The organism is Streptomyces endocoffeicus (assembly GCF_016741935.1).
GTDB classification, from domain to species: Bacteria; Actinomycetota; Actinomycetes; order Streptomycetales; family Streptomycetaceae; genus Streptomyces; species Streptomyces endocoffeicus.
In genome coordinates this window covers 1,139,274-1,161,557 of the sequence record NZ_JAERRG010000001.1, presented here as the reverse complement: position 1 = coordinate 1,161,557, position 22,284 = coordinate 1,139,274, and the positions used below count along the sequence as shown (strand labels likewise).

The 22,284-nt window shown below is 71.5% G+C and carries 20 protein-coding genes and 2 pseudogenes; 11 read left to right on the top strand and 11 right to left on the bottom strand.

The annotated features are described in order from the left end of the window. The first annotated feature begins 30 nt into the window (after window positions 1–30). The 4 genes and pseudogenes from JK364_RS04550 to JK364_RS04535 all read left to right on the top strand — a co-directional run bounded on the left by JK364_RS04550 (window position 31) and on the right by JK364_RS04535 (window position 2,981). A complete protein-coding gene (locus JK364_RS04550; RefSeq protein WP_201847711.1) occupies window positions 31–816 on the top strand; it encodes an SDR family oxidoreductase in 786 nt (261 codons plus the stop codon). Between the two features lie 2 nt (window positions 817–818). After that, window positions 819–1,730, top strand: a complete 912-nt coding sequence (locus JK364_RS04545) for an SDR family oxidoreductase (RefSeq protein ID WP_201848904.1) — start codon at window positions 819–821, stop codon at window positions 1,728–1,730. A gap of 225 nt (window positions 1,731–1,955) precedes the next feature. After that, window positions 1,956–2,207 (top strand): annotated as a pseudogene (locus tag JK364_RS56870) (thiolase family protein); the annotation flags it as partial. Window positions 2,208–2,210: 3 nt separating this feature from the next. Then, a complete protein-coding gene (locus JK364_RS04535; protein WP_201848903.1) occupies window positions 2,211–2,981 on the top strand; it encodes an SDR family NAD(P)-dependent oxidoreductase in 771 nt (256 codons plus the stop codon). Here JK364_RS04535 and JK364_RS55050 read toward each other — a convergent pair. Then, window positions 2,969–3,619 (bottom strand): acyl-CoA dehydrogenase family protein, encoded by a 651-nt coding sequence (locus JK364_RS55050; RefSeq protein WP_307841151.1) that lies wholly within the window; start codon window positions 3,617–3,619, stop codon window positions 2,969–2,971. The two genes, JK364_RS04535 and JK364_RS55050, sit on opposite strands and share 13 nt — an antisense overlap. Before the next feature lie 188 nt (window positions 3,620–3,807). Here JK364_RS55050 and JK364_RS04525 point away from each other — a divergent pair. Further along, a pseudogene (locus JK364_RS04525) lies at window positions 3,808–4,788 on the top strand (ABC transporter ATP-binding protein); the annotation flags it as partial. Then, window positions 4,760–5,230 (top strand): hypothetical protein, encoded by a 471-nt coding sequence (locus JK364_RS04520; RefSeq protein WP_230991616.1) that lies wholly within the window; start codon window positions 4,760–4,762, stop codon window positions 5,228–5,230. The pseudogene JK364_RS04525 and the gene JK364_RS04520, both read left to right, overlap by 29 nt. Before the next feature lie 22 nt (window positions 5,231–5,252). Here JK364_RS04520 and JK364_RS04515 read toward each other — a convergent pair whose 3' ends face one another. Together JK364_RS04515 and JK364_RS57480 are read right to left on the bottom strand one after the other, a co-directional pair. Continuing rightward, window positions 5,253–6,305 carry a sensor histidine kinase gene (locus JK364_RS04515; protein WP_201847709.1) on the bottom strand — a complete coding sequence of 351 codons (1,053 nt, stop codon included), beginning with the start codon at window positions 6,303–6,305 and terminating at the stop codon, window positions 5,253–5,255. Continuing rightward, complete coding sequence (locus JK364_RS57480; protein ID WP_307841150.1) at window positions 6,302–6,940, bottom strand: response regulator; 639 nt, start codon at window positions 6,938–6,940, stop codon at window positions 6,302–6,304. The genes JK364_RS04515 and JK364_RS57480 overlap by 4 nt, the downstream gene beginning before the upstream one ends. Before the next feature lie 259 nt (window positions 6,941–7,199). Here JK364_RS57480 and JK364_RS04505 point away from each other — a divergent pair, with 259 nt between their 5' ends. Then, complete coding sequence (locus tag JK364_RS04505; protein WP_201847707.1) at window positions 7,200–8,282, top strand: alpha/beta fold hydrolase; 1,083 nt, start codon at window positions 7,200–7,202, stop codon at window positions 8,280–8,282. Between the two features lie 28 nt (window positions 8,283–8,310). Further along, complete coding sequence (locus JK364_RS04500) at window positions 8,311–8,505, top strand: hypothetical protein (protein WP_201847705.1); 195 nt, start codon at window positions 8,311–8,313, stop codon at window positions 8,503–8,505. Between the two features lie 93 nt (window positions 8,506–8,598). Here JK364_RS04500 and JK364_RS04495 read toward each other — a convergent pair whose 3' ends face one another. Beyond that, the gene (locus JK364_RS04495; RefSeq protein WP_201847703.1) at window positions 8,599–9,090 is read right to left on the bottom strand and encodes a hypothetical protein; all 492 of its coding nucleotides are present in this window, start codon (window positions 9,088–9,090) and stop codon (window positions 8,599–8,601) included. A gap of 357 nt (window positions 9,091–9,447) precedes the next feature. Here JK364_RS04495 and JK364_RS04490 point away from each other — a divergent pair, with 357 nt between their 5' ends. Continuing rightward, complete coding sequence (locus JK364_RS04490) at window positions 9,448–10,425, top strand: SLAC1 family transporter (protein ID WP_201847701.1); 978 nt, start codon at window positions 9,448–9,450, stop codon at window positions 10,423–10,425. Between the two features lie 342 nt (window positions 10,426–10,767). On the opposite strand, the gene JK364_RS04485 is transcribed toward JK364_RS04490, so the two are convergent. Further along, the gene (locus JK364_RS04485) at window positions 10,768–11,271 is read right to left on the bottom strand and encodes a metallophosphoesterase family protein (protein ID WP_201847699.1); all 504 of its coding nucleotides are present in this window, start codon (window positions 11,269–11,271) and stop codon (window positions 10,768–10,770) included. A gap of 125 nt (window positions 11,272–11,396) precedes the next feature. On the opposite strand from JK364_RS04485, the gene JK364_RS04480 reads away from it, so the two are divergent. After that, on the top strand, window positions 11,397–11,987 hold the full coding sequence (locus JK364_RS04480) for a tyrosine-type recombinase/integrase (protein WP_307841149.1): 591 nt from the start codon (window positions 11,397–11,399) through the stop codon (window positions 11,985–11,987). 156 nt (window positions 11,988–12,143) lie between these two features. Here JK364_RS04480 and JK364_RS04475 read toward each other — a convergent pair whose 3' ends face one another. The 6 genes from JK364_RS04475 to manD all read right to left on the bottom strand — a co-directional run bounded on the left by JK364_RS04475 (window position 12,144) and on the right by manD (window position 21,413). Continuing rightward, window positions 12,144–15,650, bottom strand: a complete 3,507-nt coding sequence (locus tag JK364_RS04475) for a phosphodiester glycosidase family protein (protein WP_201847697.1) — start codon at window positions 15,648–15,650, stop codon at window positions 12,144–12,146. A 153-nt stretch (window positions 15,651–15,803) separates the two neighbouring features. Continuing rightward, on the bottom strand, window positions 15,804–16,226 hold the full coding sequence (locus JK364_RS04470) for a YchJ family protein (protein WP_201847695.1): 423 nt from the start codon (window positions 16,224–16,226) through the stop codon (window positions 15,804–15,806). Window positions 16,227–16,307: 81 nt separating this feature from the next. Beyond that, a complete protein-coding gene (locus JK364_RS04465; RefSeq protein WP_201847693.1) occupies window positions 16,308–17,315 on the bottom strand; it encodes an NAD(P)-dependent alcohol dehydrogenase in 1,008 nt (335 codons plus the stop codon). A 38-nt stretch (window positions 17,316–17,353) separates the two neighbouring features. Continuing rightward, the gene (locus tag JK364_RS04460; protein ID WP_201847691.1) at window positions 17,354–18,733 is read right to left on the bottom strand and encodes an MFS transporter; all 1,380 of its coding nucleotides are present in this window, start codon (window positions 18,731–18,733) and stop codon (window positions 17,354–17,356) included. Window positions 18,734–18,765: 32 nt separating this feature from the next. After that, complete coding sequence (locus JK364_RS04455) at window positions 18,766–20,199, bottom strand: mannitol dehydrogenase family protein (protein ID WP_201847689.1); 1,434 nt, start codon at window positions 20,197–20,199, stop codon at window positions 18,766–18,768. Beyond that, window positions 20,196–21,413, bottom strand: coding sequence for a D-mannonate dehydratase ManD (gene manD / locus JK364_RS04450; RefSeq protein WP_201847687.1), 1,218 nt, complete (start codon window positions 21,411–21,413; stop codon window positions 20,196–20,198). Before manD ends, JK364_RS04455 begins: the two co-directional genes overlap by 4 nt. A 107-nt stretch (window positions 21,414–21,520) precedes the next feature. Between manD and JK364_RS04445 the strand changes: the two genes are divergently transcribed. Next, a complete protein-coding gene (locus JK364_RS04445) occupies window positions 21,521–22,279 on the top strand; it encodes a GntR family transcriptional regulator (protein WP_201847685.1) in 759 nt (252 codons plus the stop codon). The last annotated feature ends 5 nt before the right edge of the window (window positions 22,280–22,284 follow it).

The following is a 22,284-nucleotide window of genomic DNA, read 5'->3' as shown; positions in this document are numbered from 1 at the left end:
TAGCAGCGGATCGTGCGAAGCGGGAGGTTCATGGTGAGCGTGACTTACGACCTGTCGGATCGGGTCGCCGTCGTCACCGGCGGTACCCGGGGCGTGGGCGCGGGGATCGCGCGGGCCTTCCTCGAAGCGGGCGCGGAGGTCGTGGTCTGCGCGCGCAGAACCCCGGACGCGGCAGTCGAGGCGGGTGGCCGCACGGCCCGATTCGTCCCTGTCGACCTGCGCGATCCGGCGGCCGTACGGGACTTCTTCACCCAGGTGGCCGCTGACCACGGACGACTGGACACTCTCGTCAACAACGCCGGAGGGGCGCCGTTCCGGATGCTGGCCGACGGCGGGGCCGCGCGCCATGCGCGTGTCGTCGAGCTGAACCTCCTCGCGCCGCTGACCGCTTCCCTGGCCGCGTACGAGGTGATGAGCGGCCAGGCGGCGGGCGGTTCGATCATCATGATCGGCAGCGTCAGCGGCACTCGCCCCTCCCCGGGTACCGCCGCCTACGGCGCCGCCAAAGCCGGGCTGGAAAGCCTCGCCCGCTCCATGGCCGTGGAGTGGGCGCCGAACATACGGATCAACACGCTCGTCCTCGGCATGGTCCGCACCGAACTCTCCGCTCTGCACTACGGAGACGAGGCGGGCGTCGCCGCGGTGGGCCGCACCGTTCCGCTCGGGCGGCTCGCGGAGCCCTCCGAGGTGGGTGACGCCTGCGTCTTCCTCGCCTCCGACCGCGCCACGTACATCTCCGGCGCGAGCCTGCTCGTCCACGGCGGCGGGGAGCGCCCCACCTTCCTCGACGCCGCCACCGTCAACAAGGAGACATGAAGATGACCGGAATCTGCGCCGGACGCGTCGCCGTCGTCACCGGAGCCGGCCGAGGACTGGGCCGGGCGCACGCACTCGCCCTCGCCGCCGAGGGAGCGAAGGTGGTGGTCAATGATCTCGGTGTGGGGCTGGACGGGGCCGCGGAAGCGGATGGCCCGGCCCAGCGGGTCGTGGACGAGATCGCGGACCTGGGCGGCGAGGCGGTCGCGCACGGCGGTGACATCGCGACGACCGACGGGGCCGCCTCGCTGATCGCCACCGCCCTGGAAGCATTCGGGCGGCTCGACACCCTGGTCAACAACGCCGGGTTCCTCCGGGACCGGATGCTGGTCAATCTGGACGAGGACGACTGGGACGCCGTTATGCGGGTCCACCTCAAGGGCCACTTCTTGCCGCTGAAACACGCCGCCGCGCACTGGCGAGCCGAGGCGAAGGACGGCCGCACACCCCGGGCGCGCGTCGTCAACACCAGCTCCGGCGCTGGACTGCTCGGCAGCGTCGGCCAGGGCAACTACTCCGCCGCGAAGGCCGGGATCATCGGCCTCACGCTCGTCGCCGCCGCTGAGATGGGCCGCTATGGCGTCCAGATCAACGCCATCGCCCCGGCCGCGCGCACTCGCATGACCGAACACACCTTCGCCGAGACGATGGCGGCGCCGGGCGAGGGCGGGTTCGACGCGATGGCCCCGGAGAACGTCTCCCCACTGGTCGTCTGGCTGGGCTCCGCGGCCTCCACGGGTGTCACCGGACGGGTTTTCGAGGCGGAGGGCGGCCGGATCACCGTCATGGAGGGCTGGCGGCCCGGCCCGACCACCGACAAAGGAGCCAGGTGGAGTCCCGCGGAGGCGGGCGGGGCGGCGCTGGGACTGCTCGCCGCCGCGGAAGCCCCGCAACCGGTCTACGGCACGCGATGACTGCGGGGAGGCCTCGCTCGACGCGTCGGCGGAGGATCGAGGTCTATCATTTGTTTCGATCAGGTGATCGCACGTAATCTCCGAGATGCCGGAGGGAAAGGGAACCGAGGCCCTCGGCACCGTAGACACCGATGCACCGATGCACCGATGCACCGATGCACCGATGCACCGGTGAGCGTGCCGTCATCCGTCCGGCCGTGAGGAGGTCCTCCATGCCTCCGCCGGGCAGGGCTGGACGGCGGTGACGTCGACGCGGTGGTCATGGGAATGGCCGCGCAGGCGGGGGCCGGCCCCAATCCCGCCCGTCTGGCGGCAGCTCGCGCGGGTGTCCCGCTGGGGGTGCCCGCCACCACGCTGAACACGCTCGGCCTCTCGGGATTGCAGGCCATCTCGCTCGCGGCGGTGCTGGTCGGCACAGGGCAGTGCGGCGTCGTGGTGGCGGGTGGAATGGAGTCGACGACAGGGAGACAGGAGATTCGAATGCGGGACTTCGCCGAACGACCGGGTGCTGCCGTGATCGCCGGTGCCACCGGTGGCATCGGAGCCGCCATCACCCGCATGCTGGCTGGGCGCGGCAGCCATGTGGCACTGACGTACCGGAAGAACGCCGAGGCCGGGACCGCCCTGGCGGAGGAGGCCGAGGCGGCGGGCGTCCGGGCGGCCGCCTGGCCGCTGGACCTGTCGGACGCGGACGCGACGGCGCGTTTCCTGGACGAGGTGGCGGACCGTTTCGACGGCATCCACACCCTCGTCTACGCGGCAGGACCGCATGTGCCCATGGTGCATCTGAGCCGGGTGACGCCCGACCGGTTCCGACGGCAGATCGAGGAGGACACGATCGCCTTCTTCAACCTGGTGCAGCCGGCCCTGCCACGGCTGCGCGCGGCCAAGGGCGGCATCGTCGCGGTCACCACGGCCGCCACCCGTCGCTTCCCGGTGCGGGACGGCCTTTCCGCCGGGCCGAAGGGAGCCGTCGAAGCGCTGGTGCGGGGATTCGCCGCGGAGGAGGGCCGGTTCGGAGTGCGTGCCAACTGTGTGGGCCCCGGAATGCTGCTCGACGGGATGGCCGCACGGCTGATCGGTTCGGGCGACCTCGACGAACAGGCCCTGGAGGTCACCCGCGGCAATATCCCCCTGCGGCGGTTCGGATCCGCCACCGATATCGCCGAGGCCGTGTGCTTCCTGGCCTCCGACCGGGCCGGTTTCATCTCCGGCCAGATGCTCGACGTCGACGGAGGCTACGGGGCGTGAGGCCGCGTGTCCCGGCGGGGGCATCCGCCACCCGCCGGCCACGCCGACCGAACCCGGCCTCGCCGCGTGGGCCGAGACCGCCGAACGAACCGGGGATGGTGACCGACCTCATAAGGAGCCCTTCCTCCCGGGAACGTGGAAGTCCGAGAGTGCGCACGGCGATGATGTTCCGCTGGATCTCGCTGGATCTCGCTGGACCCCGCGTAGATGGTGTCGGCCCGGCTGAAGAGGAAGACCCGCTGCGCGAAGGAGAGATCGTACGGCGGGCCCTCCGCGAGAAGCCCGTCAATGCCCAGTACGTCCATCGCGAGCTCACCGGACTCTCGATGCCAGGTGGACCAGTACAGCTTGGCGAAGGACACCTCGGGTCCCGGCTCCCCGTCACCCAACGACGTCATCGTGCGCAGCGCGTTCAGCCGCATGATCTCCAGTTCGATCCAGGAGCGAACGAGTCGGTCCCGCAGAACCGGGTCACCGATCGCACCGTTCTCCCGGGCGATCGCGGCGATCCGGTCGAACTCCCTCCGGAAGCCGAGCTGTTGACCCAGTGTGGACGCACCGCGCTCGGTTGCACGAGCTGGCCAAGGCGGTGGGCGCGCCCACCGAATCGATCCGGGTCGTACCGCTCGATGTGGCATCCGACTCTTCGCGCCGCGAGGCGGTCGAGCAGGTTCTTGAGATCACCGACGGAAACCTGAGCGCGGTGCTGCATAACGCGGGCTACACCGCGACAGGGTTCTTCGAAGACCTGTCCGGCGAGCACCCGCACCAGGTCCGCGCCGCCGCAGGGTCTGCCGCACACAGCGATATGGGGAGAGGATCGACAGTGATCGAAGCCAGACATCTGACCAAGCGCTACGGCGACAAACTGGCCGTCGACGAGCTGACGTTCAGTGTGAATCCCGGGGTGGTGACCGGATTCCTGGGGCCGAACGGCGCCGGCAAGTCGACGACCATGCGGATGATTCTGGGGCTGGACCGGCCCGACGGCGGTGAGGTCCTGATCGACGGCAAGCGCTACCACGATCTGGGCCGTCCGTTACGGACGGTGGGAGCTCTCCTCGATGCGAAGTGGGCACATCCGAATCGTTCCGCGCACGCGCACCTGCGGTGGCTGGCGAAGTCGAACGGGCTGCCCGCCCGCCGTGCGGACGAGGTGCTGGAGACGGTCGGGCTGACCGAGGTGGCGCGGCGCCGCGCGGGCGGCTTCTCCCTCGGGATGTTCCAAAGGCTGGGCATCGCGGCGGCCCTGTTGGGCGATCCGCGGTTGCTGCTGTTCGACGAGCCGGTCAACGGACTCGATCCGGAAGGGATCCTGTGGATCCGGCGGTTCATGCAGAAGCTGGCGGCCGAGGGGCGCACCGTGTTCGTCTCCAGTCATCTGCTGGCCGAGATGGCACTGACGGCCGAGGAACTGGTGGTCATCGGGCGCGGCAAGCTCATCGCCCAGTGCGGCACCGCGCACTTCGTCAGCCAGGCGAGTGGCAGCGCGGTCGTGGTGCGCAGCCCCGAGGCCGGGGTCCTGATGCCGGTCGTCGAGGCGGCCGGGTACCGCGTCGAGTGCGGTGCGGACCCGACCCGGCTGGTGGTGGCAGGGGCGTCCACCGAGGAGATCGGCGAGATCGCCGCCGCGCATCGGATCACGCTGCACGAGCTGATGGAGCAGAACGGGTCGCTCGAAGAGGCGTTCATGGAGATCACCGGGGACGCGGTCATCAGGCTCGCTCACGTTCCAGGCCGTCCCCCACCGCACCGCGGTTCTGCTGGCCAAGGCCGGTGTGGTGGTGCTCGTCTCCGCGGTGACGGGCCTCATCGGTGCGTTCGCGGCTTGGGGCCTCGGGCGGTTGGTGAAGTCGGACGCGGACCTCGCCCTCGACAGTGGCGGCGACTGGCGCGCCGTGGCCGGTGTGGGCCTGGTGTACGCGGTGGCCGCCGTTCTGGCGGTGGCTGTCGGACTGCTGGTCCGGCACAGCGCCGCCGCCATCGCGCTCGTTCTGGTCTACACGCTTCTGCTGGAAACGGTCGTCACATCGATCCCGGCGCTGGGCGGGCATGTGCAACCCTGGCTGCCGTTCAAGGCGGCGAACTACTTCCTGACCGATGGCCAGCCCGACCGGGTCACGGAGGGGGTGTCCGGGAATGCCGTCGATTACCCCTATGGCCCGTGGATCGGTCTCCTCTTTTTTGGGGGAATCACCGCGGTGATCTATGCCATCTCCTTGATCACAACGCAGAAGCGCGACGCGTGAGGCGACGGCTGTGTCACTGGTGTTACGAGTCCTTGGATCTGGAGCGTCGCTTGGCGTGGCGGGGTATCAGTAGGGAGACCCGGGTTCCCTCACCGGGTGTGGAATCGACGGTGAGGTGTCCGTTCAGCAGGTGGCCGCGCTCGCGCATGGCCGACAGTCCGGTGCCCGTGGAGACCACCGTGCGGAGCGCGGAGCGGTTGACCGGTGTGGAGGCCTGATGGGACATTCCGCGGCCGTTGTCCCTGACCGTCACCCTGATCGCGTGATTGTCGCTGTCGAGTTCCACCAGAAGGTGGCTCGCCCGGGCGTGCTTGACGGCGTTGTTCACCGATTCCTGCACGATGCGGTAGATGTGGGCCTGGGCTTCTGGTGACAGTTCGTCCCCGAGTCCGCTCCACTCCGCGCCGACGCGCAGTTCCGCCTCCAGCCCGAAGGTTTCCCCGGTGCGTCGGCACAGCGTCCCGAGGGCGGGCGCGAGGCCGAACTGGTCGAGGGCGAAGGGCCGCATTTCCACGATCAGGTGCCGCAACGAGGTGATCTGGTTCGCGATCAGGCCGCGCGCCTGGTCGATGGCCTCCTTCATGGCGGCGGACTCGCCACTGCCGGCGGCGGTGGACAGAACGATCTGGACAGCGACCAGTTCTTGAAGCGTCTCATCGTGCAACTCGCGTGCCCAGCGCCGCCGTTCCCGTTCTTCGCCGTCGCTGCGGGCCTGAGCCCGCTCGCGCGCGAGACCGCGGCGGCGCGCCACCGCGCTGCGACCCAGCATGGCGGCGCAGCCGATCAGCAGGAGAGGCACGATGTTCAAGCCGTTGAAAAGCGGCTCTTTGGTCATGCGAACCAGCTGTGACACGGCGAGGATGAGCGCGAGCCCGCACAGGGCCGCCAGCCATGCCCGCCGGACGGCGGTGTTCAGCGCCGCCGCGATGATGAGGACAACAGCCGCGCCGAGGGAGAGCCGCATCACCCAGCGTGGCTGCTGCTGGAGGACCTCGATCGCGAAGGCGATGACGAGCAGCGCCGCACCGGCGGCCTCCGTGATCGGGCCGGCCTTGGCCCGCGGCGAGCTGTTCATCCCAGCAGTCCGCGCTCGCGAGCCGCGGCGATGAGTTCCGCCCGGGTCTCGGTTTTGAGCTTGTCCCGAATCCTGGCGCGGTGAGTCTCGACCGTGCGAACGGAGACGTAGAGACGTCGCGCGATCTCCTGGTTGGTGTGGCCCAGGGCGAGCAGTGAGAGAATCTGCAGCTCGCGCGCTGTCAACGAGGCATCTCCAGCGGTGCCGGGAGCGCCGGTGTCCGCTATGGCCAGTCGGGCGCCCATGGCGGGCTGGAGGTAGGTGGCTCCCTTCGCGACCTGGCGAGCCGCACCGACCAGTTCTTCCGCCGCCGCTTCCTTGAGCAGATATCCGGCCGCCCCGATCCGCAGGGCCGCGCGGGCGAACGCGGGGTCCTCCTGCATCGTGAGGATCAGAATCCGGGTGCCGGGGGACGCCGCGAGCAGATCAGGGATCGAGGGCAGACTGGATTGGCCGGCCATGGTGAGATCCAGGACCAGTACGGACGGTTGGTGCCTGGTCACGGTCTCCACGGTCTCCGGGACCGTGGAGCTCTCGGCGACGACCTCCAGGGAATCGTCCTGGGACAACAGCACTCGCATCCCCGCACGGACCACAGGATGATCGTCGGCGATCACCACGCTGAGGCGTGACACGGCATCCACTCCCTGTTCAGCGCGGTCGGCAGGCACGGGAGTAAAGGTACTGGAGCGATCGCAGAAGCTCCGGAGCGGCGGCTGCGGGAAACCCGCAGGATGCCTGCGGGCGGACACCGAGGCCCCGAAGGCGCCGGAGCACCACTATGGCTGCTCGGAGCACTCAGCCGGGCTCGAGCACTCAGTCGGGCGTAGGGCACTCAGCCGGGCGTGAAGCGCCCGCTCTGCCGGCACGGACAGAAACGGTTCAGGTTCACAGATGATCGACAGGCGTACCTTCGGCAAGGCCATCGGCGTGGGGGCGGCGGGAACGGCTGCCGCATCACTGACCGGCCTGAGCAGCCCCTCGTCGGCAGTGGCCGTGCCGTCATCCGGGCCGGGCGCCGACCGGGCGGCGACGGCGGCGACGGCGGCAACGGCGCCGACGTCGCACACCGGCGGCGGGTCCTTCCCGGCGCTGAAGCAGGTCAAGGCCGGCGAGCTCACCATCGGCTACGCCGAAGCCGGTCCGGCCCATGGACCGGCCGTCATCCTCCTGCACGGATGGCCCTACGACATCCACAGCTACGGGGAGGTCGCGTCCCTGCTGGCGGCCCGGGGCCACCGGGTCATCGTCCCGTACCTGCGCGGCCACGGCACCACGAGCTTCCTCTCGCCCAAGACCTTCCGCAACGCGCAGCAATCGGTGATCGCCCTCGACATCATCGCCCTGCTGAACGCCCTGAAGATCGAGAAGGCCGTGTTCGGAGGCTTCGACTGGGGATCCCGGACCGCCGACATCATCGCCGCACTCTGGCCGGAGCGGTGCAAGGCCCTGATCTCCGTGACCGGTTACCTGATCACCAACCGGGAGAAGAACAAGCTGCCGCTGCCGCCGTCGGCCGAGTGGGCATGGTGGTACCAGTACTACTTCGCGACCGAACGTGGTGCGCTGGGCTTCGAGAAGTACCGACACGAGTTCGCGAAGCTCATATGGCGCAATGTCTCCCCGACGTGGAAGTTCGACGATGCCACCTTCGATCGCACGGCGGCGGCATTCGACAACCCCGACTACGTCCCCATCGTGGTGCACAACTACCGCTGGCGGCTGGGCCTGGCCGAGGGCGACCCCCGCTACGACAGGCTCGAGGCACGCCTGGCGGCCGCGCCCGACATCGCGGTGCCCACGATCACCCTCGACGGCGAGCTGGACCCCTTCACCCCGGCCGGTGACGGTGCGGCGTACCGGGACAAGTTCACCGGCCCCTATGACCACCGAACGCTCAAGGGCATCGGCCACAACGTGCCGCAGGAGGCGCCCGAGGCGTTCGCCGAAGCCGTCCTCGACGTCGATCGATTCTGAGACGTCCACCGATTCTGAGGAGGATGACATGACACCCGAGAAGCCCAGGCCCGAGAAGCCCAGTCCCTCCGATGCCGCCGAGACCAGGCGGCGGGCCAGGTTCGGCACGCTGCCGGAGCGCGTTCGCGCGGAGGACATGGTCGTGGAGAAGCCGACCACGGTACCGGATTCGGCGAGAGACGCGTACAACTCCGACGAGTGGCTCGTTCGTACGTGTCTGTGAAGGGCGCCGCGGATACGAGGGTGCCGTCCGGATGGGGACGGCACCCTCGTATCCGCGGCCTTTCCAGCCGTCTCCCCGTGCCGGGGCCCGGTGTTATCTCGGCATCTCCGTCGCCGTGCCGTTCACCGTTCCGGTGGCACGCGTCGGGCGCTCCAGGATGCCCCGGGCATCGGGCGGGGCCGGATCCGGCGCGCTCGTGGTGTGCTGCGGGCCCGTGGACTCGGCGGAGCCGTTCGCGGCGCCGTTGTGCGGATGCGCCGAGCCGTTGATCTTCTCGATCGCCTGCCGGGCCTGCTCACCGGGGGAGCGGGCCGCCAGCGGGGGTGAGGTGTGGGGTGCGGTGGGCGCGGGCTGGTTCCGCTCCCGCTCCGGTTTGGCGTGGACGCCGATGGTCTGGGCCGTCCCGTGGCGCAGCCGGTGGCTGACCGCCTCGTCGAGGCTCACCGGCCGCTGTGTCTGGGCCGCCAGCCGGCCGGCCTCCTGGCCCAGGGCGGCGACCACGTCCCAGGGCAGATGGAGCACCAGGCGGACTTCGGCGTCGCCATCCGGCAGCGCCTGGATGGGAGGGATGAACCGGTCATTCATGGAACGGGGCCTCCGGTTTCGGTTTCGGCCTGTGCGGACGGCGCGTGTCCCCATGGGCAGGACGCGCACAGAGCCATACGGAGAACCGGCCCCGCGCGTTCACCTGACCTACGGAGGGCTGTCAGGTCTCGCAGAGCACGATCGTCACTCACGGGGGCATCACGTACGCCGTGGCCGTGCGACAGGTGCGACAGGTGCGACAGGTGCGGCGGTAAGGGCGTCGTCTCGTATTTCCGTGGCTGCCGGTTTCCGTGGCCGCCGGCGTCCCCGGATGACATGGCGAAGTCGCGGAGGCGACCTGCGGGGTGCACAGTCGGTTGCGGTGGCTCACCAGCCGGATCTGAAAGGAGCCCGGCGATGACCGTACGGCACGTCCCGCCCAACATTTTCAGCATGGCCTTCGGCCTGGCCGGTCTCGGTGGTACCTGGGTGGCCGCTGGTCAGGCCGGGCATGTGCCGGTGATCGTCGGAAGAGCCCTGATCGGACTGGCCACTGTCGTATGGCTGGTATCGGTGGGATGGTATCTGCGCTACGTGTGCGGCGGCGGGGGGAGGTTCCGCGCCGATCTGGAAGACCCCGTGGCGAGTCCGTTCACCTCCCTGGCGCTGATCACCCCGATGCTGTTGGCGGCCCAGGGACTGGCGCCGTACAGCCCGACGGCGGGAAAGGTTCTGGTGGACGTCTTTCTCGTGCTGACCGTGTTGTTCGGCGGATGGCTCACCGGACAGTGGGTCTGCAGGGACATGGAACTGGACCGGATGCACCCCGGCTACTTCCTGCCCACTGTGGCCGGCGGCCTCGTTTCCTGCGCCAGCGCCGCGAGGGTGGGACAGACCCGGCTGGCCGAGGTCATGTTCGGCTTAGGCATGATCTGCTGGTTCATCCTCGGTTCGATGATCACGGGAAGGCTGTTCCACCGCCCTCGACTGCCCGCGCCGCTCCTGCCGACGATGACGATCGAGGTGGCCCCCGCCGCCATCGCCAGCGTCGCCTACTTCGCACTCGGCAAGGGCCGGGTGGACTTCATCGCGGCCGCGCTGGCCGGATACCTCTTGCTGATGGTCATCGTCCAGCTCCGGCTGGTCCCCCTCTACGCGCGCCTGCGGTTCACGGTCGCCACGTGGGCCTTCACCTTCTCCTGGGCGGTGGTCGCCACCACCACGCTGCACTGGATCGATGACGGCAAACCGGCGGGCCACCTCGTCTACACCTACCTCGTCCTCGCCGCCGTCACCATCCTCATCGGCGGCATCGCGGCCCGGACCGTCCTGGCCCTGGCCCGTGGCGAACTGTTTCCGCCCTCGTCGCCCACCTCCGGCGCCCACAGCCCGTAGACAAGCAGGGTTGAGTCAGTCATTTCTGCAGAAATGCATGTCGACGCCGGGCTCGTGGGCCACAGCCGGGCCGTATCCGCGTCAGCAGCACCGCTTCCGCCGTGCGGATCCGCCCTGCCACCGGACCGGCCGACGCCATCGCCGTCGCCGGGGCCAGGAAGGCCGCCCCCGCGCCCGTGGCCGAGAGCTCCCACGGCGTTGTCATCACTCACTCCTCGGCACCCCAAAAGAGCACGTCGGATACCGGGACTGAGGAGTGAGACGAGCGAGTTCGGAAGGAAACCGGCGCGGGCGCGGCCATCACGCCCGGGGCACGGGATACGCCCGGAGAGCGGCGATCGGTCAGCGGTGGGGCGGGAGCCGGTGCAGCTCCACGGCGGTCAGCCGCCCGGCCTCGATCGAGGCCGTCAGATACGTACAGTACGGCTGCCGGCGCCGGTCCGTGGGCGAGCCGGGGTTGAGCAGCCGCAGCCGCCCCTCGGCCGTGGTGTCCCACGGGATGTGGCTGTGGCCGAAGACCAGCACATCAAGGTCGGGGAACCGCTCGGCGCAGCGCCGCTCCCGCCCCTTCGACTGGCCGGTCTCGTGCACCACGCCCAGCCGCACTCCCGCCAGCTCGGCCCGGGCCACCTCGGGCAGCCGCGCCCGCAGCTCGGGCCCGTCGTTGTTGCCGTACACCCCGATCAGCCGCCGCGAGCGCTCCTCGAGCAGGTCGAGGGTGGCGAGGTCGACCCAGTCGCCCGCGTGGATCACCACATCGGCGTCCGGCAGCCGCTCCAGCAGCTCCCCGGGAAGCGCCTTGGCGCGCCGGGGGAGATGGGTGTCGGACATCAGCAGAAGGCGCACACGGACGACGGTACCGCCGCGCAACCCTTGACGAGGGTATCGACGGAAGAAATAGTGTGCCAAGCGACCTGGTGCGGCTCAGTGCGGCTCAGTGCCACTCGGTCGGGAGGCTTCAGGGGGTAACGGTGGCAACGCGGAGACAGGCGCGGACGGCAAAGGGCACGGCAAAGGACACGGTGAAGGAGACGGCGCAGGACCGCTATCCGCGGCCAATGGTCACGACGGCGGAGGCGGAGTGGATCTGGCGTCAGCTGTCGGTGGAGGCGATGGAGGACGGCGCGAAGCCGGAGACCGTACGGCTCGCCGTGGTGGTGGGCCTGGCACGGGCCAGCGGCGCGCGGTACGGCGGGCTGCTGCGCTGCACCCTGTCGGCGCTGGACCTGGACTCCGGATGGGTGACCATCGAGCACGGCAAACACCGTGTCCCGCGCCGGCACGGCCTGGACCGCGGCACCGTGCTGGTGCTGCGCCGCTGGCTGCGGGTGCGTCAGGTGCTCTGCGCCGAGCTGGAGGGGTCGGTGCCGGAGGCGCTGCTGCTGACAGTGCACCACACCCACGACAACGGCGTGACCGTGATCGCCGGGCTGCCCATCACCCGGCAGGGGCTGGTGCTCTCCTGGCGCCGGTTCGTCCACCGTACGAACGCCCGGTACGCCGGTCGCCGCCCTCCGCTGCCCACCCGCTTCGAGCAGGTGCGCCGCGTCTGGGACACCTGAGCCCGGCGGGGGCGACTGGATCTGGCGGGGGCGACTGGATCTGGTGGGGCGGGGCGCTCAGGCCGCCCCGCCCCCACCGGCCCCGCTGAGCAGGTCGGAGGCCACGATGGCGCCGCGGTCGGCCGACGGCGCATCGCGACACTTCCAGCGGAGCGCTCAGGCCGCGGGTGCCGCGGCCGCCGCGGTGACGGTGAACCGCGCCTGTGCGACGGCGCCGTTCACGCTCACCGCGAGGGTGGCCGTTCCCGGGCGCAGCGCGGTCAGCCTGCCGGTCGCCGGGTCGTACGCCGCCACATCGCGGCGCCCGGCGTCGTCCGGATCGCCGATGTGGAGATTGGGCGAGCCGGTCCAGTCCGCGCTCAGCGGGAAGCCGACCGGCACCCGGCGGGCAGCGGTCCCCTCGCCCTGGAGGACGGTGGCGGTGACGTCGGCGTCCTCCCCGGTGCGCAGTTCGGCCGGGGCGGTGACGGTCAGCCCGTCCACATGGGCGCGGGTCTGCACGGACACCCAGTCCGGGCCGCCCTGCCACGGTGCGTGGCGCGCGGCCGCCTGATCCCGCGCCGAGACGTGGTCCACGCCGACCATCGACCAGCCGGTGAAGCCGCCCTGACCGGGCGGGGTGGCGGGGTTCTTGCCCGAGTTGCCGTTGATCAGGTACGGGACGCCGTCCACCCGGGAGGCGTGGAAGGTGCCGACGTGGCTGCCGATGAAGCCCGCGCCCTTGCCGGTGGTGCGGCGGAAGTCGGCCAGCCAGCCCTCCAGCAGCGCCGCCTCCTTGCGGTCGCCGAGCTGGCTGCCCTGCTGCGGGGTGGGGTCACGCGGCGGCACATGCTCGATCACCATGACCGAGCCGATGTCCGGGTCCTCGGCGGCCGCGTCCAGCTGGGCGCGCAACTCCTTGATCTGGTCGAAGCCACCGGCGCGCAGCCCCAGACGTGAGGTGTCCAGGGTGAGGAAACGGGTGCCCCGGTGGTCGAACGTGCGGTGGGCGGGCCCGAATTCGCCGGTGAAGTTGTCGATGGAGCCGCCCATCACCTCGTGGTTGCCCGGCACGTAATACCAGGGCAGCTCATCGCCCAGCTCCTCCGTCAGCACGGTGCGGGCGAAGGAGAGATCGGCGGGGGAGCCCTCGTCCACCAAGTCCCCGTTGATCACCAGGAAGTCGGGCTTGGCCGCCTTGATCTCGCGCAGGGTGCGGCGGGCCTGGGCGACGATCGGGCTGTTCGGATCGCGGGCCACGAACTGCGCGTCGGACATCACCGCGAACCGCCAGTCGCGTCCCCGTGTCCGGGCGGCGGTGGAGATCAGCGGATCGGGGCGCACGCTCTCCGTGGGCAGTTCGACGGAGGGCGGCACCCGTGCGGTGAGGTCGTCGATGACCACACTGCCGGTGTACTGGCGGGTGGCGGAGGTCTCGGCGAGGTAGAAGCGGTTGACCTTCAGCGGATAGGCGACCCCGGCCGGTACGGCGAAGTCGACATGTCGCCATCCGGTCCAGGTCACATACGGCCCGCGGAGCAACTGGTCCGAGCCCGCCGCGTCCTTGAGGTGCAGGGTGGGCCATGCCCCCTGGCCATCGCCCTTGATCCACAGGCCGAAGGACTGCGGCTGCCCGTCCACCGCGATCTGCTGGGGCGGGGTGACATAGGCGGCGCGGGTGGCGGTGGACTGGGTGAAGTCGTAGTCCAGCTTGAGCCCGGTGCCGGTGTGTCCGTCGGGTGTGGCCTCGGCCGAACCGGAGGCGCGGGCCTGGCTGAAGGTCCAGCGGTCGGCGTCGTCGAAGGACGCCTCCTGCCGCTCGGTCAGCCCGACGGTGACGGCGAGCACCGTGGTCGTGCCGCCGACGGCGACCTTGACCTGTCCCGCGGCCTGGTCGTGGCGCGCCTTGACGGTGAAGGTGCCGGTCCGGGGGTCCGGGGCGATGTCGAACAGGGCGTGGTCGTACGACAGTCGTACATCGGACGGTTCGACGGGGGCGCTGGTGCCGTGCGCGTCCAGGCCGACGATGCCGAACCGGCCCGTGGCCTCGGCGTCGGCCAGGCCGACCAGCCGGCCGGTCGGCTGGATCCGGTCCAGCCGGTCCAGGACGGTGAGATCCAGGTCGCCATGGGCGGCGCCGCGCCGGGCGGTGACGGTGGTGTCGCCGCCGTGGCGGGCGGTGAAGGTGCCGTCGGCATCGACCCGGCCGATATGGGAATCGTCCGTCCGCCACTGCGGCGCGCCCTCGGCGGGGCCGTACGTCTCGTCGTAACCGGCGGCGGTGAGGCGGCGGGTGAGCCCGGGGAAGACCCGCTCGGGGTGGCCGCCCCGGACCGGGTCGGCGGTGGGCGCGGACGCGCGGTCCATCGCGGTGTCCACCCAGAAGTCCTTGAGGCGGCCGCTGCCGTCGGGGGCGGTGAGGGCCAGACCGTTGGGTACGTTGCGCTCGGTCCCGTCGGACGGGCTGTTCTCCACCCGGGTGGTGTCGCTGCCGGGCTCGCGGGCGACGAGGGTGGAGGAGCCGCCGCCGTCGAGGTTGAGGGCGCTGTAGGCGCCCGCGTCCTTCATCATCAGGCCCAGCTCGGTGAGGGTGACGCCGCCGCTGTCGGCCTGGCGTCCGTCCACGGTGAGGATCCGCATGGTGCGGCCGTCGCGGGAGAAGCCGACCGCGGTGCGCGGCGCCGTGGCGTTGTTGCCCTCGCCCTCGTGGCCGACCGCCTTGCCGTCCACCACCAGCAGTTCGCGGCCGCCGAGGGCGGTGCGCGGCAGGTCGCCGCCGTCGGTACGGGGCCGGTACTCCATCGACACCGCGTCGCCGACGGCCAGTTCGGACAGGGTGTCGGCCCCGGCGTCCCGGCCGACCAGCACGGTCGCGTCGGCCGGGATCGGGCCCTTGCCGGGCGCGCCGGCCGACTGGGTGACCTTGCCGTCGACGACCGTGACCTCGGCGGTGCGCCGTGCGCCGTCCACGGTCTGGGCGCGGTCCGCCTCGCCCCACTGGGCGGTGTACGCCCCGATGCCGGTGGCCGGGACGTTGGCGGCGTTGAGCGCCGCGAGCGGGTGGGGGCCGTCGGGGAGGGTCAGGGTGCCGTCGAAGTAGAGCTGGAGGACGCGGCCGGCGTCGGCCGGGCCGATGCCGACGGCCCGGGCGGGCCCGGCGGCGGAGGCGGAGTTGACGAGGCGGCCGTCGCCGATGCCGTTGCCCTCGGGGGCGCCGGTCTGGTTGATGTCGAAGAAGTCACCGTTGATGGCCGCGACCGTGCGGCGGCCCGGCCCGGGGTCGTGCTCGGCGGCCAGTTGCGAGACGCTGTGGCGCTCGGCGACCTTGGCGGGGTGGAGATAGTCGACCTTGGTGCCGCCGGCCAGGTCCACCGACAGCGAGTCGACCCGCAGCCATTTGTCCGACTCCAGCCGGTCGTACGAGGTCAGCCGCACCCCCGGGGCGACCGGCCGGGAGGAGCGGGCGGTCTGCACCCCGTCCCCGTCGGCCACGGACCGGGTGCCGGTCGCGCCGCTGGCGGCCGGGGGAGCGACCGGGCGCAGCATCTCCGAGGACGACCTGGGGGCGGGTTCGGGTGCCGGGGCGGGGGTGTTGTCGGCGGTGGCCTGGCCGGCGGTGCCCAGTACGAGGGCGGACACCGCGGCCAGGGCCGCCAGTGGTCTGGCGAACGCGACAGGAGGCACGGCAACTCCATGGGGCCAGGGGACACGCGTGGTTCACACGCACAGCGCCCCAGCATCGCGCCGGAGTTGACCGGGCACCAGAAGGCGTCGGCGACGACACGGGAAACAAATGACCAAGTCGGTGCGGACCGTGATCGCTGACGCGGGGTGGGGTCAGCCTTCGGTCACACCGTCGAGATAGACCCAGGCGCCCTCGTGGCGTACGAAGCGGCTGTTCTCGTGGAGCGAGCCCGTGCGGCCGCCCTGGGTGTAGTGGGCGCGGAACTCGACGGTGCCCGTGGTGTGGAACGCGCTGCCCTCGGTGGTGCCCAGGATCTCCAGGCGTACCCAGGTCAGCCCCGGGTCGAGGCCCGTGCCGGGGGGCCGGGTGGTGGGGTGCCAACTGCGCAGCAGATACGCCTCGTCCCCGACGGCGAAGGCGCTGTAGCGGGAGCGCATCAGCTGCTCGGCGGTGGTCGCCGGGGCCTGGCCGCGGTGCAGTCGGCCGCAGCAGTCGTCATAGGCCGCGGGCAGCCCGCAGGGGCAGGTGGCCGGGGTGGGGCGGGCCGGCTGCGGGCGTCGGGTACGTCGGGACATGATCCCCATTGTGGCGGGTGGGACGGACGGGGTGCTGCGGGGCCACGGCCGCCCAGAACCTGTCCCAGGGTCCCGGGCGGCTCAGGGTTCGATGACGACCTTCAGCTGCGCCGGGTCGGTGAGCGCCGTCCGGAGCGCGTCCGCCGAACGTTCCAGCGGGAAGCGCGCGGTGATCAGCGACTCCAGGTCGACCCGTCCGGTGACGGCCAGGGACACCGCGGCGGGGAACTCCCCGGCGTAGCGGAAGGCGGTGACCAGGCTGAGCTCCTGGCGCTGCATCCAGGCCAGCGGGAGCGCGGTCCGGGGCTGGGGCGGGTTGCCGACGGCGACCAGGGTGCCGCCGGGGCGTACCGCGTGGGCGGCGGCGGCCAGGGCGGCCTCGATGCCGGAGCAGTCGAGCGCGATGTCGAACAGCGGCTCCTGGGGGAGGGGTTCGCGGGAGGTGTCCAGGGTCCGGTCGGCTCCCAGGCGGTGGGCGTGGGCCAGTCGGCCGGGGTTGATGTCGGTCACCACGGTCTCGCCCGCCCCGACCGCGCGGGCGGCCTGGAGGACCAGCAGGCCGATTGGCCCGGCGCCGGTGACCAGCACCCGGTCCCCGGCCGCTACCGGGCCGCGGCGCACCGCGTGCAGGGCCACCGCGAGGGGTTCGATGAGCGCACCGGAGGTGAGGGGGAAGTCGTCGGGGAGGGGGTGGGCGAACTCCTGGGGCACGGCCAGGTGTCCGGTGAGGGCGCCGTGGGTGGGCGGGGAGCCGAAGCAGCGGCCGTGGGGGCACTGGTTGTAGCGGCCCGCGCGGCAGGCGTGGCAGCGTCCGCAGGGGATGGCGGGCTCGATCGCGACCCGGGTGCCCGCGGGCAGTGGGCCGTCGCCCGCCACGACCGTTCCGGCCGCCTCGTGGCCGAGCGCGGTGGGGGCGCGGAGCACATGGGGGCCGTTCTCGCCGTGGGCGTAGTAGTGCAGGTCGGAGCCGCACAGCCCGACCGCGCCGATCTCCACGAGGACCTCGCCGGGGGCGGGCTCGGGAATCGGGTGCCGCTCGATGCGTACATCCTTCGGGCCGTGCAGGATCGCGGCGGTGGCGTCGTTCATCGGGTGGTTCTCCTGGTACGCGAGGACGTGACGTGGGCTCAGGCGGCGGTCAGCCGCAGCGGTTCGACGCGCTTGACGACCAGGCCGTAGGTGAGGGCGCCGACGATGCACAGCGCGCCGGACAGCATCAGCGGGGCGACGAAGGAGTGGTGGAAGAAGCCCAGCAGCAGGCCGGTGGTGGTCGAGCCGAGCACCCCGGCGAGGTTGGAGGCGAAGTTCTGGATGCCGCCGAGCGAGGCGACATGGCGCGGGGTGGGCGCGACGTCGGCGGGCAGGCTGGCCACCGAGGCGGCGGAGAAGGCCAGGCTGGCGTAGCTGACGGACAGCAGGGTGAGGGCCCACATGGCGCTGGGGACGAGGACGGCGAAGGCGATGACGGAGGAGAAGAGCATTCCGCACACCAGACAGGTCTTGCGGGCCCGGGTCACCGACCAGCCGCGGCGCAGCAGGGTGTCGCTGGTCCAGCCGCCGAGCAGGCTGCCGCCGATGGCGACGATGCCGGGCAGGGCGCCGTAGAAGCCCAGTTTGAGCAGGTCGAAGCCGCGGGCGTCGACGAGGTAGCTGGGGAACCAGGTGATGAAGAAGTAGATGACGTAGTTGAGGCAGAAGAAGCCGATCATCATGCCCCAGACCGTGCGGTGGCGGAACAGGTCGCGCCAGCGGACGGTGGGCTCCTCCGGCGCCGTCGTCTCCTCGGCGGGGTTCTCCTCGAGCCGGGCGCCGCCCGCCGTGACGTAGGCGCGTTCCTCGGCGCTGAGCCCGCCGCGGGCCGAGGGCTCGCGGTACGCCTTGAGCCACAGCGCCACCCACAGCAGGGCCACGGCGCCGGTGACCCAGAACGCCATCCGCCAGCCCTGCCAGGCGATCAGCGCGGTCACGACGGGGGCGGCGACGGCGGTGCCGGCGCGGGCGCCGTTGTCCCAGACGCTGTTGGCCAGGGCCCGTTCGCGGACCGGGAACCAGCGGGAGACGGACTTGGCGCACGAGGAGTACGCGGGGGCCTCGCCCGCGCCGAGGGCGAGGCGGGCGAAGAGCAGGCTGCCGATGCCCCGGACGAATCCGGTGCCCACGGTGACCAGCGACCAGATCAGCCCGCCGATGGCGAACATGCGCTTCTCGCCGTAGCGGTCGATGAGCGCCCCGGCGGGCAGTTGGCCCAGCGCGTAGGTCACGAAGAACATGCTGAGGATGACGCCCTGCCACTCGGGGCCGATGTGCAGGTCATCGGTCATATAGGGCAGGGAGATGGAGATGGTGGCGCGGTCGACGTAGTTGACGGTCATGCCCAGGAAGCAGAGGAAGACCATCAGCCAGCGGGTGTTGTGGCGCAGCCCGCGGGGGCGCGGTGGTCCGGTCGTGGCCTCGTCCTGGGATGGGGATGGCTGGTCGGTGGCGGGGACGGCTCTGGGGGTCTTCAAGGCGGCTCTCCTTTGAAGGGGGCTGCGTGGGGTCAGCGCGGTGGCCGGGCGCCGGGGTCCAGCTCCGCCCGTACGGACGCGACGAGAGCGGTGTCGTCGGCGAGGTCCTCGGCGCCCAGCAGCCGCAGCAGCCGGCGCGGGGCCTCGGTGCGCGGGCCGTCCCAGGCGCGGCGCAGCTCCTCGGCCCGGGGATCGTCCAGGGGGCGGTCGCGGGTGCGGCGGGCCCAGGCGGCGAGGGCGGTGGCCAGGAGCGGGGTGTCCCGTCCGGCGGCGCGCAGTTCGCGCAGCGGGGCGAGCCACCGTTCGGGGATCTTCTGGGATCCGTCCATGGCGATCTGCTGGATGCGGTGGTGCATCGCGGGGTTGGCGAAGCGGTCCACCAGGCTGTCGATATAGGCGGGGAGGTCCAGTCCCTCGGTGGGCGGCAGGCTCTGCGCGGCCTCGGCGCAGTAGGCGCGTACGGTCTCCTCGCCCCAGGGGGTGGCCAGGACGTCGGCGACGGTCTCGCAGCCGTGTCCGAGCCCGAGATACGCGATGAGCGAGTGGGAGCCGTTGAGCAGCCGGAGCTTGGCGAGCTGGTAGGGGCTGACATCGGGGACGAAGCGCACCCCGGCCGTCTCCCAGCGCGGGCGGTCGGCGGCGAAGATGTCCTGGAGCACCCACTGGGTGAAGGGTTCGCCGGTGACCGCGCCCGCGTCGTCCACGGTCAGGGCGCGGGCGGCGGTCCGCCGGTCGGTGTCGGTGGTGGCGGGGACGATGCGGTCGACGACGGTGGCCGGGAAGGCGACCGAGCCGGTGGTCCAGTCCAGCAGGCGGTCGCGGTCGTCCCATGTGGTGGCGGCGATGAACTCCCGCACCAGGCGGCGCAGTACGGCGCCGTTGTCGGCCATGTTGTCGCAGGAGACCAGCGACACCGGGGCGCCGCCGGCCCGCAGCCGGGCGCGCAGCCCCGCCGCGAGCTGTCCGGCCACGCTCGCGGGCGCGGGCCGTCCCGCCAGGTCGTCCCGGATCAGCGGGTCGTCCAGGGCGAGTCCGCCGGTGGCGGCGTCGCGCCGGTAGCCCTTCTCGGTGACGGTGAGGGTGACGACGGTGACCTCGGGGGAGGCGAGGAGCGCGCCGAGCCGGGCGGCGTCGTCGGTGGCGTGCAGCACCTCGGTCACGGCGCCGGCCACGCGGGTGGCCGGGCCGTCGGGGCGCCGCTCGGTGAACGAGTACAGCCCGTCCTGTGGGCGCAGCGCGTCCACGACGGACCGGCTGCGCTGGGTGACACCGGCGATGCCCCAGCCGCCGCCGTGCGCGGCCTCGGCGGTTTCGGTGTAGAGGGCCTGGTGGGCGCGGTGGAAGGCGCCGATGCCCAGGTGCACGAGCCGGGGGCGCAGCGCCCGCGGGTCGACGGGCGGGCGGCTCTCGGCGGGGACGCGGTCCAGGGTGGCCAGCGACAGGCGCCGGGGGGAGTCGGCGGTCACCAGTCGTGCACCGATCCGTCGGTACGGCGGCTCACCGGGAGGTACTTCGGGTCGTAGGGGAAGCGGGCGGCCGCCTCCTCGTCGAGCTCGATGCCGAGGCCGGGCGTGGTGTGGGGGTGCAGGGCGCCGTCGATCAGCTCGTAGGTCGGCCGGAACACCTCGTGGGTGAGCGGGTCGTGTGCCATGTACTCCTGGATGCCGAAGTTGGGCACGGTGACGTCGAGGTGGACGGCCGCCGACATGCTCACCGGGGACAGGTCGGTGGCGCCGTGTGAACCGGTGCGCACCTGGTACAGCTCGGCGAGGTGGAAGATCCGCCGCAGATGGGTGATGCCGCCGGCGTGTACGACCGAGGCGCGGATGTAGTCGATGAGCCGCTCGGTGATGAGCTGCTGGCAGTCCCAGATGGAGTTGAAGACCTCGCCGACCGCGATCGGGGTGGTGGTGGACTGGCGGATCTGGCGGAAGGACTCCTGGAGTTCGGCGGGGGTGGGGTCCTCCATCCAGAACAGCCGCACCTCCTCCAGGCTGCGGCCGAGCCGCCCCGCCTCGGTGGGGGTGAGCCGGTGGTGGACGTCGTGCAGCAGGTGGAAGCCGAAGCCGAACCGCTCGCGGACCGCCTCCAGATAGCGCGGTGCGAAGTCCAGATACGCCTCGGTGGACCACGGCTGCTCCTCGGGCAGGGCGCCGGTGGCGGGCTCGTAGACGGTGGCGACCGTGCCGTGGCGGATGCCGTAGGTGCCCGGTGAGCCGGGGACGGCGGCCTGGGCGCGGATCGCGCGGTAGCCCATCTCCTGGAAGCGGGCCACGTCGTCCAGCAGCTCGGGGACGTCGCCGCCGCTGGCGTGGCCGTAGACCAGGGCGCCCTCGCGGGCCTTGCCGCCCAGCAGCTCGTACACCGGGAGGCCCGCGACCTTGCCCTTGATGTCCCACAGCGCGGTGTCCACGGCCGAGATGGCGGTCATGGTCACCGGGCCGCGGCGCCAGTAGGCCCCCTTGTAGAGGTAGTGCCAGGTGTCCTCGATACGGGCGGGGTCGCGCCCGATCAGCAGTGGTACGAGGTGGTCCTCCAGGTAGGAGGCGACCGCGAGCTCGCGGCCGTTCAGGGTCGCGTCACCGAGACCGGTCACGCCGTCGGAGGTGGTCACCTTCAGGGTCACGAAATTGCGACCCGGCGAGGTGACGATGACCTTGGCCTCCGTGATCGTGGCCATATGTGCGTGCTCCTCACTGAGCGGGCTCCCGGGGTGGAGTCCGGGCTGTCGGTCGGCTACCATACAAGTACGTCAGCAACTGGAGTCAAGGGTTCGGAAGGGGCCGGATGACATCGGCGGAGGGACTGCACGCGGCACGCTCCCGGGGGCGCAACACCCGGCAGCTGGTCCATGAGGTGCTGCGTTCGCGCATCGTCGGCCTGGAGCTGGAGCCCGGCTCCGCCGTCTCGGAGAACGACCTGGCGGCCGAGCTCGGGGTGAGCCGCACCCCCGTCCGGGAGTCCCTGATCCTGCTCGCCGACGAGGGGCTGGTCGACATCTACCCCCAGATGGGCACGTTCGTCTCGCGCATCCGGGAGCGCGATGTGGCCTCCGCCCAGTTCATCCGGGAGGCGCTGGAGTGCGCCGCGCTGCGGGAGGCCGTCGGCCGGGCCGGCGCGCGGGACGTGGCCGAGCTGCGGGTGCTGCTCACCGCGCAGGAGGAGGCCGACCGCCAGTCCGACATGGAGGGCTTCTTCCAACTGGACGAGGAGTTCCACGCCCAGCTGATGGCGGTGAGCGGACATGCCTCGGCCTGGCCGGTCGTCAGCCAGGCCAAGGCCCAGCTGGACCGGGCCCGCAGGCTGTCACTGCCGATGACCCAGCAGATGTCCCTGCTCATCGGCCAGCACCGGGAGGTGGTCGACCTGCTGGAGGCGGGCGATCTGGACCGCGCCGACGAGTCGCTCCGCTCCCATCTGCGGCTGGTCTTCAGCGATGTGGAGAAGATCCGCTCCAAGCATCCGGAGCTCTTCAGCGACGAGGACGCCCCCTTGCGGCCGCGCCGCGACACCGCCCGGCGCACCGCCGCCCGGGGGGACCGCTAGCGGCG

Excerpts from the sequence above, each read along its gene's own strand:
- JK364_RS04535 (WP_201848903.1), top strand. The coding sequence starts at position 2,211 with ATGCGGGACTTCGCCGAACGACCGGGTGCTGCCGTGATCGCCGGTGCC.
- JK364_RS04515 (WP_201847709.1), bottom strand. The coding sequence starts at position 6,305 with ATGAACAGCTCGCCGCGGGCCAAGGCCGGCCCGATCACGGAGGCCGCC.
- JK364_RS04505 (WP_201847707.1), top strand. The coding sequence starts at position 7,200 with ATGATCGACAGGCGTACCTTCGGCAAGGCCATCGGCGTGGGGGCGGCG.
- JK364_RS04500 (WP_201847705.1), top strand. The coding sequence starts at position 8,311 with ATGACACCCGAGAAGCCCAGGCCCGAGAAGCCCAGTCCCTCCGATGCC.
- JK364_RS04495 (WP_201847703.1), bottom strand. The coding sequence starts at position 9,090 with ATGAATGACCGGTTCATCCCTCCCATCCAGGCGCTGCCGGATGGCGAC.
- JK364_RS04470 (WP_201847695.1), bottom strand. The coding sequence starts at position 16,226 with ATGTCCCGACGTACCCGACGCCCGCAGCCGGCCCGCCCCACCCCGGCC.
- JK364_RS55050 (WP_307841151.1), bottom strand. The coding sequence starts at position 3,619 with ATGCCACATCGAGCGGTACGACCCGGATCGATTCGGTGGGCGCGCCCA.
- JK364_RS04445 (WP_201847685.1), top strand. The coding sequence starts at position 21,521 with ATGACATCGGCGGAGGGACTGCACGCGGCACGCTCCCGGGGGCGCAAC.
- JK364_RS04490 (WP_201847701.1), top strand. The coding sequence starts at position 9,448 with ATGACCGTACGGCACGTCCCGCCCAACATTTTCAGCATGGCCTTCGGC.
- JK364_RS04545 (WP_201848904.1), top strand. The coding sequence starts at position 819 with ATGACCGGAATCTGCGCCGGACGCGTCGCCGTCGTCACCGGAGCCGGC.
- manD (WP_201847687.1), bottom strand. The coding sequence starts at position 21,413 with ATGGCCACGATCACGGAGGCCAAGGTCATCGTCACCTCGCCGGGTCGC.
- JK364_RS04550 (WP_201847711.1), top strand. The coding sequence starts at position 31 with ATGGTGAGCGTGACTTACGACCTGTCGGATCGGGTCGCCGTCGTCACC.
- JK364_RS04465 (WP_201847693.1), bottom strand. The coding sequence starts at position 17,315 with ATGAACGACGCCACCGCCGCGATCCTGCACGGCCCGAAGGATGTACGC.